This window comes from Cohnella sp. OV330, from assembly GCF_900112065.1.
GTDB lineage: Bacteria > Bacillota > Bacilli > Paenibacillales > Paenibacillaceae > Cohnella.
On the sequence record NZ_FOKE01000001.1, the window covers coordinates 484,612 to 498,633 of the forward strand.

The 14,022-nt window shown below is 57.2% G+C and carries 11 protein-coding genes; 6 read left to right on the forward strand and 5 right to left on the reverse strand.

What is annotated here, in order from left to right; all coding sequences use genetic code 11:
• Positions 1-15 precede the first annotated feature (15 nt).
• Entirely contained in the window at positions 16-756 is a 741-nt protein-coding gene (locus BM235_RS01870) for a sugar isomerase domain-containing protein (protein ID WP_090108834.1), read from the reverse strand.
• A gap of 1 nt (position 757) precedes the next feature.
• Positions 758-1,513, reverse strand: a complete 756-nt coding sequence (locus BM235_RS01875) for a sugar isomerase domain-containing protein (RefSeq protein ID WP_177244172.1) — start codon at positions 1,511-1,513, stop codon at positions 758-760.
• Between the two features lie 202 nt (positions 1,514-1,715).
• Between BM235_RS01875 and BM235_RS01880 the strand changes: the two genes are divergently transcribed.
• Both BM235_RS01880 and BM235_RS01885 read left to right on the forward strand, forming a co-directional pair.
• A complete protein-coding gene (locus tag BM235_RS01880; protein ID WP_090108836.1) occupies positions 1,716-2,480 on the forward strand; it encodes a DeoR/GlpR family DNA-binding transcription regulator in 765 nt (254 codons plus the stop codon).
• A gap of 14 nt (positions 2,481-2,494) precedes the next feature.
• Positions 2,495-3,469: an N-acetylglucosamine kinase gene (locus BM235_RS01885; RefSeq protein WP_090108837.1), complete on the forward strand. Its 975-nt coding sequence runs from the start codon at positions 2,495-2,497 to the stop codon at positions 3,467-3,469.
• An 80-nt stretch (positions 3,470-3,549) separates the two neighbouring features.
• Here BM235_RS01885 and BM235_RS01890 read toward each other — a convergent pair whose 3' ends face one another.
• From BM235_RS01890 to BM235_RS01900, 3 genes are read right to left on the reverse strand one after another with little or no spacing between them, the layout of a single operon-like run.
• The gene (locus BM235_RS01890) at positions 3,550-4,194 is read right to left on the reverse strand and encodes a peroxiredoxin-like family protein (protein ID WP_090108838.1); all 645 of its coding nucleotides are present in this window, start codon (positions 4,192-4,194) and stop codon (positions 3,550-3,552) included.
• Between the two features lie 31 nt (positions 4,195-4,225).
• A complete protein-coding gene (locus tag BM235_RS01895) occupies positions 4,226-4,918 on the reverse strand; it encodes a cytochrome c biogenesis CcdA family protein (RefSeq protein WP_090108839.1) in 693 nt (230 codons plus the stop codon).
• Between the two features lie 16 nt (positions 4,919-4,934).
• A complete protein-coding gene (locus BM235_RS01900) occupies positions 4,935-5,201 on the reverse strand; it encodes a thioredoxin family protein (protein WP_090108840.1) in 267 nt (88 codons plus the stop codon).
• 117 nt (positions 5,202-5,318) lie between these two features.
• On the opposite strand from BM235_RS01900, the gene BM235_RS01905 reads away from it, so the two are divergent.
• The 4 genes from BM235_RS01905 (at position 5,319) to BM235_RS01920 (ending at position 13,946) form a co-directional block, all read left to right on the forward strand.
• The gene (locus BM235_RS01905) at positions 5,319-6,098 is read left to right on the forward strand and encodes a response regulator transcription factor (protein WP_255374015.1); all 780 of its coding nucleotides are present in this window, start codon (positions 5,319-5,321) and stop codon (positions 6,096-6,098) included.
• A complete protein-coding gene (locus BM235_RS01910) occupies positions 6,095-7,129 on the forward strand; it encodes a sensor histidine kinase (protein WP_158543656.1) in 1,035 nt (344 codons plus the stop codon). The genes BM235_RS01905 and BM235_RS01910 overlap by 4 nt, the downstream gene beginning before the upstream one ends.
• Positions 7,130-7,252: 123 nt before the next feature.
• Positions 7,253-7,801, forward strand: coding sequence for a class I SAM-dependent methyltransferase (locus BM235_RS01915; protein ID WP_369803450.1), 549 nt, complete (start codon positions 7,253-7,255; stop codon positions 7,799-7,801).
• A gap of 547 nt (positions 7,802-8,348) precedes the next feature.
• Positions 8,349-13,946 carry an Ig-like domain-containing protein gene (locus BM235_RS01920; protein ID WP_143106615.1) on the forward strand — a complete coding sequence of 1,866 codons (5,598 nt, stop codon included), beginning with the start codon at positions 8,349-8,351 and terminating at the stop codon, positions 13,944-13,946.
• Positions 13,947-14,022: the final 76 nt, after the last annotated feature.

Below are 14,022 nucleotides of genomic sequence, written 5' to 3' on the forward strand. Positions count from 1 at the left end.
TCCCGATCCCCCTGGCTACATATAGTGGATTTGCGTTCGGTACTGCTCCAGCAGCGCTCGGTTATAGGCGTCCCCGCCGTCCCGATTGCCCGACATGAACACCGGCGGCGTCATGCCGCGTTCGACCAGGAGCCGGAGCGTTTCCGAGATGACCGCATGCATCATCGTAATGCCGGTAACCGTGGAGATGGCTCCCGTCTTGACCGGCAGTCCCGCGATATCCAATGCCGCGTCGCCTTCCGGGCACATCAGATCCAAAATGAAGTCCGCGATCTCGAACAGGCGAAGTCCGCTGGCATGCCGGCTCGTTACGGCTTGGGAGTAAGCCATCGAAGTCAATGCAATGACGGATATTCCTTTGTCCCGCGCCCACAAGGCCATCTCGACGGGAACGTCGTTGCGTCCGGACACCGAAGCGATGATCAGTACGTCCCCCGCTTCGATCGGCGATCCGGACAATACCGCTTCGGCGATGCCCGATATTCGTTCATATCGGCTCGTGAGCGTGACCGGCCGAACGTCCAGCGTCATGCCCGGCAGCAGGATCGGATTCATGAGCAGAAAGCCTCCGGCCCGATAGTACACTTCCTGGGCGAATATGCTGGAATGGCTGCAGCCCGTTATGTAAATCGAACGTCCGCCCTCCACCTTATCCGCGAGCAGCGCCGCGACGGCGGTCATCGCATCGCGCTGCTCGCTTTGGATCCGCCGCACCGCCTCGGTGATGCTATCGCAATATGCCGAGATCGGGTCCATCTCAATGTCCCGTCTCTTGATAGCGCTGCATCTGCGTTTCGTTAAACTTGTCGCTGCCGGGGTTATTAATCGACTTGAGCACGGTCGGCTTAATCCCCCGCTCCAGGAGGATTTGAACCGTCCTGGCTTCGATCGCCCACATGATGACGGCCGACGAGATGCCCGAAGCCGGGCAGATCGGCGCGTCCATGTCCGGCACCTCGATCATGGCATCCAGCGCAGGCGCACAGTTGTCGATCACCAGGTCGGCCAGCTCGAACAGCCTTTTACCGCTGGAATGGTCGCTCTTCAAGAGCTTCGAGTAAGACAGGCTCGTGAGGGCGATGACCGTGACGCCCAGCTTCCCGGCTTCGAACGCGAGGTCGACGGGAAATACGGTTTTGCCCGATACGCTGCCGATGACAAGAACGTCGCCGGGCTGGACGTTGCTCGACTTCAACGCATACTTCATCAGACCTTCAAGACTGCGATCCTTCTCCCCGTCCTGGGGGCGCTTGCGAACTTCGTTGTCGATCTCAAACTTCATGGAGAGCCGCTTGAAGCTGTACAGCCCTCCCGCTCTATCGATCAATTCGCTGTCCAGCATGTGGCCGGTGTCGAATACGTGAAGGCCTTTTCCATGCTCGATCGCCGCAGCGATGATGGCCGAAGCCTGATCGATCGCCTGGCTTTGCGTTTGCTCCACCCGTTGAATTAACTCGTTAATCTTCTGAAAGTAAACTTGCTTGAGATCGAACGGTTGTACAAGGATAACCATACGCCTCCCCATAATAGAATAACAGTTCGAAATAGCTGAAGACTTTCACTTTCTTTCGTTTATTAACGATTTTATTATATTTACCTGCTTTTAGACTGTCAATTTTTATATTTATTTCGTTTTCCATTGTAGATCGTAAGCTATTGATATAAAATCATCATAAATCCATCCGTATAAAGAATAGCGCAAGGAGAGATCGACGATGTTCGCTTCGCAAAGAAGAGACGAGATCTATAAGCTGGCCCAGGATCGTCAATTCATCTCGGTCGCCGAGTTAAGCGGGATCTTCCAGGTATCCGACGTCACCATCCGGTCCGACCTCAAGCTGCTGGAGCAGCAAGGCAAGATTACGAAAAACTACGGAGGCGCGTCCATCCTCAGGGAAGACGTGCAGCCGCTTTCTACGACCTCTCAACTATTGAGCGATATCAAAGCGGCGATCGCGCATGAAGCATCCGCTTTGATCGAAGAAGGCGACAGCGTCTTTCTCGATTCCAGTTCGACGACCATCCTGCTGGCCGACGCGATTGCCAAGATGAGCAACGTGACGGTCATTACGAATTCGATCCCGATTTTCGACAAGCTGAAGGAATACCGGAACGGAACGGTCATCGGCATTTCCGGCACCTTGAACCCGTACACCCAATCGTTCGTCGGCCCCTTCGCCGAAGAGATGGTGTCGAAGCTCAGGGTGAGCAAAGCCTTCATCGCGCCGAAAGGCATTTTGCCGGAAGGGCTGCGGGACAATATCGTGCAGGAAGCGGCGATTCGCGACAAAATGATCGCGTCCGCGGACAAGGTTGTCGTGCTCGCGGATCACAGCAAGTTCAATAACGAGAACGTCGTCTTCAGTATCAGCAGCTTCGACAAGGTTCAGCACGTCGTCACGGATCAAGCCCTGAAAGAGCCGTTCAGCAGCCTTTTTCAGCAGAAAGGAATCGAGATTCGGGTCGCTAACCTGACGTAGGCGGAGGATGTCGGATGAGATATGTCGCATCGTTGGATGGGGGCGGCACCAAGCTTAGCTGCCTGATCGCCGACGAACGAGGGAAGCTGGTGGGCCGGGCTATCGCGGGCTCGACGAACTCTCAGTTCGATACCGTCGATGAGATCCAGTCCGCCATTCGCTCGGGCGTAGCCGAGGCACTAGCGTCCGCGGGAATCGCAGCTGCCGACCTCTCGGCGATTTATACCGCCATGCCCGTTCTTCGGATCGAGATCATCGAACAAGCGCTGGACACGCTTGTCGGCGGGAATACGGCCCTTCATATCTCGGACGAATTTACGTTTTCCCTGTTCGGCGCCATACAAGAGCGACGCGGGAGCCTCGCGCTGGCGGGCACCGGATCGTTTGCCGGCGTGCGCAATCAGGGCGGTTTTGCGGCTGTCGGCGGTTGGGGGGCGATGATCGGAGACGAAGGCTCGGGGACGCACATCGGCCAACAGGCGTTGGCTGCTTGTGCGCGCATGACCGATGGACGCGGACCGTCCACGATGTTATTGGAGCAAATTCTGCGCCTCTGGCATCTTCCCCGTCTGCTGGACGTCATGATCAAGCTCTATGCGACGAAGCTGAACGAGCAGCGCAAGCTCGTCGCCTCTCTCTGCCCGCTCGTCGGGCAGTGCGCCGCATCGGGCGACGAGGTCGCCGTCCGAATCCTGAACGACGCCGCCGGACAACTCGCCGATCAAATGGTTCACTTAATCGGGAAGACCGACGCGCATGACTTGCCGCTCACGGTATCGGGCGGCGTATGGAAGTCAAGCCCGCTGCTCTTCCGGTCGTTCGGCCGGCGCGTGCAAGAGAGTTACCCGCAAGTCGCCATCCTCCCGCCGAAGTTCGACCCCGTCATCGGCGGCATCATGCTCGGACTCGAAGCGTTTGGCGTCGATGTTCGGCGGATGGAACAGGATACGTATATCGACTTTGCGTTTCCTCGCTTCTCTTTGGATTAAATAAAAAGAACGCCCAATCAAGGACGCTCTTCAACCTCGGCTCGCCAATTTTAGTCTTCTTGAGTCCTATCGACGACCGCTCATAGCTTCCTTAGCTCATCCAGAATATCCTCCGGCGCCAGACGCTTCATAAAATCAGGGTTGACGTACGCGGAACGGATCACGCCTGACTCGTCGATCATGAACGTGGACGGAATGGGGAGGATCCATCGGTCAGTCGCATTGTACTCGGCCAGATCCAGCTTGAACTGGTTCGTCATGAGCTCCTGAAGGTACGGCGGCACGTCGTATAAAATATTGTAAAAGGCGGCCACCAAACCGTTCGTATCGCTGAGCACCTCGAACTGCAGCTCTTCCTTCTCCTGATGAGACAGCGTGTTGTCCGGGCTCTGCGGGCTGACGGCGATGAGCCTGGCGCCCAGCGCGTTAATATCCGGGAGCACCTTCTGATACGCGCGAAGCTGCGCGTTGCAGTACGGACACCAGCCGCCCCGGTAAAAGGTGAGCACGACCGGTCCTTTGGCCAGTTCGTCGTATAAGTGAATCGGGGTGCCCATCGCGTTTTTTAGCGTAAAATCCTTCGCCTTCTGCCCTTCCTGCAGACCATACTGCACGCCCGACTCCTGCTGCTCCCGGATCGAACGGAACATCGCCGCCTGAATCTCGATAGGCGAATGGGCGATAAACTGCTGCTTCATTTCTTCGAGCGTTTGATTTAAGGACATGGATGATTCCCCTCCTAATGTGATCAACCTATTATTTCATAAATCCAATCGCGAGGAAAAGAATGCCAAGCACGATGGAGAGATAGCCGGCGACTTTTTTAACGGGACCGCCCCATTTTGCCAATTTGCGCAGGATCGAAATGGAGAAGACTGCAACAGCCGCGAGAATCACGCCTTTCCCCAGCGAATAGGCCGTCATGAGCAGCGCGCCGTGAAGCGGACTTCCTTGAAGGGCAATATAGCTGATCAGCGCGAAAAAGATCGGGATCGCACAGGGAGAAATGACGAGTCCGTAAGGAATCCCCAGTTTGAAAGCGGCCACGGCGCCTTTCGGACTTTCCGGCCGGTTCAACGACTTTTGAAAAGTCGGCATGGCGAATGAAATGACGCCAAGCAGCTGCAATCCGGCCAAGATGTCAAAAAGAGGCGGAACCCAGGTCAGTAACCGATATTTCTCGACAAAGGGCAGAAACTGTTGGCCGAGAAGCGCAATGATCAAACCGGTCAACAGCGAAGTGACAACCATGCCCAGAATAAAGTTGATCGCGATCAGCACGGCTTTTCTTTTATCGCCGACCGCTCCTCGCTGGACATAACCCGCAAACATTGCAAGCACAGGCAAGTAGCAGGCCAACACCGCACTCACGATGCCGACGAGAAACACAAGGATGTAGGTCGAGACGGAGACTCCGCCCGTAATCGTAAAATGATATAAGTCTTCCATTCGTTTCTCCTTTTATCTAGTGATCTTCTTCGTAATCCAACCATGCATACACACGTTCGCGAAGCTCGGACAATTTGGGTAAAGAGCCAAATTCCGTTTTGCCATTAATGAGAATCGCTCCGGCGCTGAAAATGTTCAGTTCCTGGAGACGTTCGAACTGCTCGACCACATGCAGCTCCCGAATCTCGATTTGCGAAAATTCCGCCGCCACTTGCTTCACGAGACTTAACGCCTTTTGGCAAATGGAACAACCCGGTCCGGCCGATACCACCTCGATTAACAAAAGACCTTCTCCTCCTTCATTCCATTCTGTTCAGCATCCTCCGCGCAAAAGGAAGATTTGCTTTGATTATAGAGATTGGGCTGTTAAATCCTTGTTAAGAAAGCGCAGGAGAGCTGTATGTTTTTCCTCGCATCGCGAAAACGCGAATGCTGTGCTATTGTCGTAACAGGAAGGAGTGGTCAAATGCGAATTCTCATCGTTGAAGATGAAGAAGACCTTTCGCGCGCGTTAGCCAAGGGTCTAAAGCGGGAGGGCTACGCAGTGGACAGCGCGCTTGACGGGCTGACCGGTTGGGAGTTGGCGGATACCAACGAATATGACGTGATCCTCCTCGACATCAACCTTCCGGAGCTGGACGGCATCTCGCTTTGCCAACGCATTCGCCGATCCTCGCACCAACACGATGTATGTATCCTCATGCTGACCGCGCGCAGCCATCCGGACGAAGTGGAAGAAGGGCTCGATTCAGGGGCGGACGACTACCTTCGCAAACCGTTTGTGTTCAATGAATTGCTCGCCCGCATCCGGGCGCTCCTTCGCCGGCGTTCGTCCGTAAAAAGCACGGTCCTGCGGTTCGACCGGCTTGCCCTGGATTCGAAGACCAAGGAAGTCTGGTTCGAAAATGCGCTCATACCTTTGACGAAAAAAGAATTCGGCCTGCTCGAATATTTGATGCTGCATCCCGGCGAGGTCATCTCGTCCGAGCGGCTGCTGGAGCATGTGTGGGATATAAACGCGGATCCCCTTACCTCAACGGTGCGGGTTCATATTAACTCCTTGCGCAAAAAGCTCTTGCACCATGATCCGGCAGCCGGAGAGGCGTATATTCAGACCGTTCAAGGTCATGGGTATCGATGGTCGCCGCGCGCAGCCGGAGAGAAAGAGGCAACGACATGAGACCCTGGAATCGCCTATCGCTGCGTTTCAGATTGACGCTGTTTGCCATTCTTAATTTGGCGGCCATGATTATTCTGTATGCCGCCTTAGAGTTCTTTTTCACGGCTTCCGGGATTGTATCGGAGCTGCAGGGGCGCATTATCAGCTTGCTTGTGGCGCTCGCAGGCATGATCCTCAGCGCGCAATGGCTCGCGGCGATGATCCTTAAGCCTGTGAAGCGGATGAGCGAGACCGCTGCCGGCATAACGGCGACCACGCTCGACAAGCGCCTGGAGATCGATCAGCTTCACGATGAATTGAAAAAGCTCGGGATCGCTTTTAATACGATGCTGGACGGGCTGGAACGCGCCTTCGATCAGCAGGCCCGCTTCGTCTCCGCGGCCGCGCACGAATTAAGAACGCCGCTGTCCATCCTGCGCACCAATCTCGAGGTGGCCGGCGACGGCGATGGCATAGATCCGAGCGATTGGCAAGATTACAGGGCGACAACGGAGCGGACGCTATCGCGATTGGAGTCATTAACGGAGGATTTGCTGCTGCTGGCCGACGGATCGTACGATCGTACGCAGCGTGAGCACAACGTTGTGGAGCTTGCCGACATCCTCACGGATGCAGTATCGTTTATGGAACCCATGGCAGTCGAATACGGCGTGAAGCTCCAACTGGTCGAGCCCTTCTCTGCTACGATCAAGGGGGACGAGAGCTTCCTGTTCTTGGTCTTTCGAAATCTGCTGGACAACGCCATCCGGTACAATCGGCCAAACGGGAGCGTTACGCTGCAAGTTGCGCATGAGGATGGGCGCATTGCGGTTCGGGTAGCGGACACCGGAAAGGGAATATCCCCTTCGGCAAGGGAACTGATTTTCGAGCGGTTTTATCGCGTTGATGCCTCACGGGCACGCAGGCATGGCGGGGCCGGTCTGGGTCTGTCGATCGTTCGCCATTTGCTGGGCTTTTTTGAGGGGACCGTTGAATTGGAGAAGAGTTCGGAAGAGGGAAGCGTGTTTAGGGTTACTTTGGTAAGGGGTTAAGGGACATGTTTACTTCGAAGGGGCTGTTAGCGGAAATGAGCGATACGCTCAGGAGGTTTGACCAGGACGAGCCGGCAATCGAATCGGCCCGCCCCAGCCGGCTTGCGGCAGAGGCGCGCTGACGTGGCCGCGGCGTATACGGCCGGCTGGTGGGTCGGCATGATCGCGGCTGGAGCGGCGCTGCTGGCCGTGTTCTCCATCGTCTGGCACAGCTGGCGCAACGGCATCTCGCCGATGCCGGCGTCCGGCCCCGTCCGCCGTGCGGTAGCGGCGGAGCTACTGCGGCTCGGCCCGCGCGGCTCGGCGGTAGAGGCCGGCTCCGGCTGGGGCAGCCTGGCGCTGCATACGGCGCGGCACTGTCCCGGCTGGCGGCTGATCGGCATCGAGAACTCGCCGCTGCCGCTTGCGGTGTCGCGGCTGCTGGCGAGGGGACGGCCGGGAATGCGATTCATGCGCGGAGACTTGTTCGCGTACCCCTACGAGGACGCCGACGCGGTGATCTGCTACCTCTATCCCGGCGCGATGAATCGCCTTGCGCCGCTGCTCCGTCGGTATCTGGCGCCCGGCGCCTGCGTCGTCAGCGTCTGCTTCGCGCTGCCGGGCTGGACGCCGGTGCGGACGGTCGTCTGCGCCGATCTGTACCGGACGCCTATCTACGTTTATATCCGCTAGGACGGAGAGATTACCGCGATCCGTGCATGCGTAAATCAACGATCGATTAAAAGCGAAGGGCCCTTCACGGGGGCTATCGCGCAAAAGTGCACGATCGAGAGCCGCACCCGTTCATCGCTTCTTTCTATCGCGCAAAAGTGCAGGATTTTCACCCGAGACAGCCCGGTTCTCTCTTAAATAGACGAGCTACCGTGCACTTTTGCGCGATAGATCGCAAATCTCCTCCCAACCAGGCTTGGATGATGCACTTTTGCAGGCTAGCGCTAGCGGGCTGCGGTTCCTCCGAATGCCCGGCACTTCGCCAGACACACCTGACACAAGCGAGCGCCTCGAACGGAGAAGTATTCCTCTGAATCCTCGGATGGCGTATTTTGGTTTGCGGAGATACAGTCTAAAGTGAGGTTAGCCGTTGCAAAAAACGGTTTATGCGCCACATAAAACGAAGTTTATCGTTGTTCAGATCGTCTTGTAGGCAGGATTATACCAGTACTCTATATTGGATGTATGCGCTTACAAAGCGCAAATCCATTGTGAGGTGGTTGATTTGATGCTTCGAAGAGTACGTCTGGTCTTGTTTGCTATTCTGGCGGTCTGCTTGCTCCTCCCCCCTGGCTGGGGTCCGGCAAGCTTCTCTGCCGCGCAGGCGGCGGGAGACAATCTGATCCAGAACAGCTCGTTTGAGACCTACACCACGGATTCCCAATCCGGCTGGACAGCGAGAAGAGCCGCCAACTGGTCGATTTGGGTGGACGCGGCATCCACGCCGGTCGCTCCGACGGTCAGCGTGGAGTTGTACCACGCGAGCGCGGGCAGCCGTTCCGTGAAGATTAGCTCGCCCTATCCGAACAAAAGCCGGTTAACGGTGTATCAAGGGAATATTCCGGTCGTTCCCGGCCAGGAATACCGGTTATCCGGCGCGTTCAAAACCCAGCAGATTACAGGAGCGACCGCCGCTTACGGCGTCAATATCCGGGTTGCCTACCTCAACTCGAATGGGCAGGTGCTGCGGATGGATTATTTGCTTCCTTCCACTAAGCCGGTCCGGGGCAACGTAACGGACTGGCCCAGCTACGCCACGGCCACGATTGCTCCCGAGGAGGCCGTTACGGCGAGAGTCGATCTCGATTACAACCAGGTTTATGGCTACGCCTGGTTTGACGACATTCAATTCAAACCTTGGACTTCCCTGAAGGGTCTCTCCTTCCAGGAGCAGGGGGCCATGATTCTCGTCGGCGACACGAAGCAGGCGCCCGTTCAGCTCACGCCCGCCAATCCGTCCAATCCGAGCCTGACCTGGTCTTCGTCCGCCCCCGGCGTGGCGACTGTAGACGGACAGGGCGCGATTACCGGGGTTGCGCCGGGCCTTGCCACGATTACGGCCACTTCGGCCGAAGGCGGCTATACGGCGTCCTACCTCGTGACGGTAGCCCCTGGCGGGCTTGTGAAGAACAGCGGCTTTGAAACGGTGACGAGCGGTTCGCAGAACGGCTTTACGGATAAGACCCCTTCCTTCTGGTCGGCTTTAACCCCTTACGGAAGCCCGGTCGTCACGGTCGATGAAGCCGTATACGGAGCTGGAAGCCGCTCGCTGCGCATCAGTGCAGCGGTTAACAGCAATGCTTCCGCCGTGCAGTATAATATGCCGGTGACCGAAGGTCATTGGTATCGCTGGAGCAGCCTGATCGCGACAGAATCGCTAACCGGCACCGGGGCCTCCCTCCGGTTGAAATGGAACGGTCCCGGGGGGACTGCGGTCAGCACGGAATACTTGCCGGCGACAGCAGTGAAAGGCACGCAGCCCTGGAAGAGCTACGCAGGCCTCGTTCAGGCTCCCGCTGGAGCGACTGGGGCTAGCCTATATGCGAATTACGATAAAGCAAAGGGAACAGCCTGGTTCGACGATGTACAGCTCACGCCTTGGATTCCCGTTACAGGGCTTACCGGGGACGTACCCTCCTATCAAGCCCTCAGTCCCGGCTCTAGCGTAACGCATGCCGTTTATGCCGCCCCGTCGAACGCGACGGATCGACGGGTGTACTGGACGTCCTCCCAGCCTGAGGTTGCCGCAATCGACGCATCCGGCAAGGTGAGCGCCAAAGCCGAGGGCCAAGCGGTCATTACCGCTGCGACCGTAGAAGGCGGCTGGTCGAAGTCTTACACGGTGATTGTGTCGGGGGCTTTTCCCAACGGCGGGTTTGAGAAAACCGTCAGTACCACCATGCCAGGTTGGTTGAATGGGACGAAGCCGGACATCTGGACCCGTTATTTTGGTTCGACGGGGACGAACCCCCAATTATCGGTTGATACGACGGTGAAGAAAGAAGGCGCGAATTCGGTCAAGATTGAGGCTTCCTCCCAGGGGAAGGCTGTCGTTTATAATGAAATCGTCGGGGCCGCAGCCGGCAAGAGCTATAGAGTTGGCGGCTGGCTGAAGCAAGCCAACGGCGGTACGAATGTCAGCCTGCGACTGGTCTACCAGGATGATAACAATGCGATTATTTCGAAGGACGGCAATGTCTATGAGAAGCTTCCCGCCATCGGAACGACAGGCGCAGACGGCTGGAGCTATTACGAAAAAATCGTCACTGTCCCTGCGGGCGCCACGAAGGCGCGGCTTGAGGTTGCCTTCGAGCTCGGTACCGGTACGCTGTGGGCGGACGATATCCAGGTGATCCCGTGGATTCCGGCATCCGGCATCCAGTTGGATAAAAACAAGGGCCTGATCGGCGTCGGCGAGAGCGTGGCCTTGACGGCAACGGCGCTGCCCGCGAACGCCACCAATCCGGCTGTGTCCTGGGAATCGAAGAATGAGACGGTAGCCGTCGTGGAGGCGAATGGAACCGATCCCTCCAAGGCTACGGTCAGGGGGGTCGCTCCCGGCATCGCTACGATCAGCGTGAAAGCAAAAGAAGACCCGCAAGTTTCTGCAACTTATGCCGTCGTTGTGGGGACGGATTCGGACATTGCCGCCTCCGACGAAACCGTCGACGTCAACGAGGATCAATCGATCAGCCGTCCGATACTGGCAACCGACGCAGCGGGAGACCCGCTTACCGCATCCGTGCTCCTGGCACCGTCGCATGGTACGGTCGCCGCGCGCGACAACGGAACATGGACCTATTATCCGAATGCCGAATATGTCGGAGCGGATACGTTCACGCTGCTGATCGCCGACGGCCATGATCACTTTGCTTTCTCGGTCATCCAGGTCAATGTCGGGTCGCAGCAGGATGCCCCGTCCATGGATAAGCTGCAAGTCAACGTAGGTACGGTTCGGGGTCAAGCCCTGTCGGGTCGCGTGACGGCCAAAGACAAGGATGGCGACCCGATGACGTTCGCCCTCCAAGCGGATCCGGCATCCCAGCCCCAGCACGGCAGCGCTGCCGTTCAGTCGAATGGCGATTGGACGTATACGCCTGCAGCGGGATATACGGGCTACGATTCCTTCCAGATCGGGGTTTCGGACGGACATGGCGGTACGTCCGGCACCAAGATCGTCGTGTATGTCGGCCTGCCGGGAGCGGATATGATTGCGTCCCTCGTCTCCAGGCATTCCGCACCGGGGTCGGCTCACCCTAGGTTGTTTGCAACAAGCGATGACTTCACGAGAATTCGCGGGCTTATTCAGACTGATCCGATCATGCAGGAGTGGTACGCCAAAGTGAAGGCCGACGCGGACCTCGAAGTCCCCAAGCCTTCGATCCAATACTATACGACCAGTTCGGGCTCCAACATCAATATCGTCAACCTGGCGGATGAGCTGAGGCCGCGGATTGAAAAGCTTGCCCTGATGTACCAATTGACAGGCGACGCCAAATATTCGGTTCCTGCTATCAATCAGTTAAATGTGATGGTGGATTATCCGGATTGGCATGGCGGCGTCAAAAATTTCCTCAGCATTTCGGAAATGGGCGTCGTGGCTTCCATCGGCTATGACTGGCTGTACGATGCGATGACGCAGCAGGAGCGGGACAGTCTCCGCGCCAAAATGATTCAGGAAGTGCTGATCAACGCAAAGTATGAATACCTGGAAGGCGGGGCCAAGAACAATGCCTGGTGGACGGTTTCCCCATCCAACTGGAACTTGGTAGTCAATGGCGGCATCGTGACAACCGTCCTGACCATCGGAGACGAAGCGGATGCCAATCGCGTCCATACGGAAGCTTCCGATCCGCGCTTCCAGGTTCCGATCGCCGAGTCGGTGCTCCAGTCGGCGCTGTCCTCCACGCAATACGGTCTCGGCGCCTTCGCCACCGACGGCGATTGGCCGGAAGGGACCGGGTATTGGAATTACGCGACCGAATATTTCGGGTATATGATGTCGGCGCTCCATACGACGCTTGGCGCCGATTACGGCTTTATGGACCAGACCGGCGTCCGCGAGACCGCGAAGTATATGGCAAACCTGCACGGCCCGAAAGGTCCGTTCAATTATGCGGATGCGCATCCGACGGTTCTCGATACGCCGCAGCTTCTGCTGTTCGCGGATTTGCTCGGAGACGCGGATGTATCCTGGTACAGGCAATTCAGCTATAAGGAGAATCATAAAGCGCTTCCGATGGATCTGATCTGGTACCGTCCGGGACTGTACGGCGCCAGCGTCGATCCGCAGCAGCTTGACGTGTTGTACGACCATCCGCTCAAGAACAATGTCGCGGCCTTCCGCGATTCCTGGAGCGATCCCGGCGCCAACTACGTCGCGATCAAGGGCGGGGTCAACGATTATGCGATATCGAATACCCTGCATAACCATCTCGACGTCGGGACATTCGTTCTGGATGCGCTTGGCGTCCGGTGGGCCGTCGATCTTGGGAAGGACGACAAGGACTATAACGTGCAGGGGTACTTCACGAGCAACCCCGAGGCCGATCCGAACCGATGGGATTGGTACCGCACGAGGGCCGAAGGCTCCAACACGCTGGTGATCAACCCGGACGACGGACCGGATCAAGCGCTCGACGCCAACGCGCCGATCATCGCTTACGATTCCAAGCCCGAGGGCGGCTACGCGGTCGTCGATATGACGTCGGCCTACAAGGATGACGTCGTGTACGCGAAGCGGGGCATGATGCTGGGCCAATACCGCAGCAGCTTCCTCGTTCAGGATGAGCTTCAGTTGAAAGCCCCTTCGGACTTGTATTGGTTCATGCACACGGATGCGCCGGAGATCACCGTTGCACCGGACGGCAAATCGGCGATCCTCACGAAGAATGGCAAACGGCTCTATGCCCAGCTCCTGTCCCCTGGCGCGGCTAGCTTCGAGGTCCGGACGGCGACCCCGCTCTCGACAACGGATAGTTACGCCGGCCAGACGTTGAATGCCAATGTGAGGAAGCTGACGATTCACATCCCGGCTGCCAAGGATCAACTGACGATTGCCGTTCGATTCACGCCGTTGTCCGTCATTGAAGCGCCGCCTGCCGATGTGCCGACCGTGACGCCGCTGCAGGCGTGGAGCCTGGATTCGACGCCTACCGCGCTCTTGTCGCAGCTCAAGGTCGATGGTGTGCCGGTGACCGGCTTCCGATCGATGAAAATGAAGTACGCGGTGGAAGTTCCCTTCCTGACCCAGACCGTACCTGCGATCACGGCTGTCGCTGCGGACCCGAACGACACGGTAACCATTACGCCCGCTTCCGGCATACCGGGAACGGCCGTTGTGGAAGTAACGGATGACCAGGGCGTCAATCGACCGGGTAAATATTTCATCGATATAACCCGGGGCATATTCTCGGGCGTGCTCACGGATGTCCCGGCATTGCCTGTCGCGTACTTGGCCGACAGCGGACCTGTTAACAACCAGTGGCCCGGGCCGCGCGCTGCGGATCACGATCTAACAACGTACTGGTCCGTCAGCGGACCGAACACCATTGATTTCGACCTCGGCTCCGAGACGACGGCCACGTATGTCGGCATCTCCTGGCGGTTTGGCAATCAGCGTCAATTCTACTTTGATCTGCTGACATCAACGGATGGACAGACATGGACGAAGGTCTATCAAGGGCCGAGCTCGGGGAAAGTGACCGACGATTACGAGATTTACGATATCCCGGATACGACGGCACGGTATCTTCGCATTGCCGTATCCGGTAACAACCTCTCGACGGCAACCAGTATTATGGAAGTGATGGTTTACGGCGAGTAAATAAAATAGCCGTTATGCCGAGGACTACGCGTCCAAGGCTAACGGCTTTTTATTGTATCCGACAAGGCAAAAGGGG

Coding starts and splice junctions, on each gene's coding strand:
- BM235_RS01870 (WP_090108834.1), bottom strand. CDS start 756: ATGGACCCGATCTCGGCATATTGCGATAGCATCACCGAGGCGGTGCGG.
- BM235_RS01875 (WP_177244172.1), bottom strand. CDS start 1,513: ATGGTTATCCTTGTACAACCGTTCGATCTCAAGCAAGTTTACTTTCAG.
- BM235_RS01880 (WP_090108836.1), top strand. CDS start 1,716: ATGTTCGCTTCGCAAAGAAGAGACGAGATCTATAAGCTGGCCCAGGAT.
- BM235_RS01885 (WP_090108837.1), top strand. CDS start 2,495: ATGAGATATGTCGCATCGTTGGATGGGGGCGGCACCAAGCTTAGCTGC.
- BM235_RS01890 (WP_090108838.1), bottom strand. CDS start 4,194: ATGTCCTTAAATCAAACGCTCGAAGAAATGAAGCAGCAGTTTATCGCC.
- BM235_RS01895 (WP_090108839.1), bottom strand. CDS start 4,918: ATGGAAGACTTATATCATTTTACGATTACGGGCGGAGTCTCCGTCTCG.
- BM235_RS01905 (WP_255374015.1), top strand. CDS start 5,319: ATGTTTTTCCTCGCATCGCGAAAACGCGAATGCTGTGCTATTGTCGTA.
- BM235_RS01910 (WP_158543656.1), top strand. CDS start 6,095: ATGAGACCCTGGAATCGCCTATCGCTGCGTTTCAGATTGACGCTGTTT.
- BM235_RS01920 (WP_143106615.1), top strand. CDS start 8,349: ATGCTTCGAAGAGTACGTCTGGTCTTGTTTGCTATTCTGGCGGTCTGC.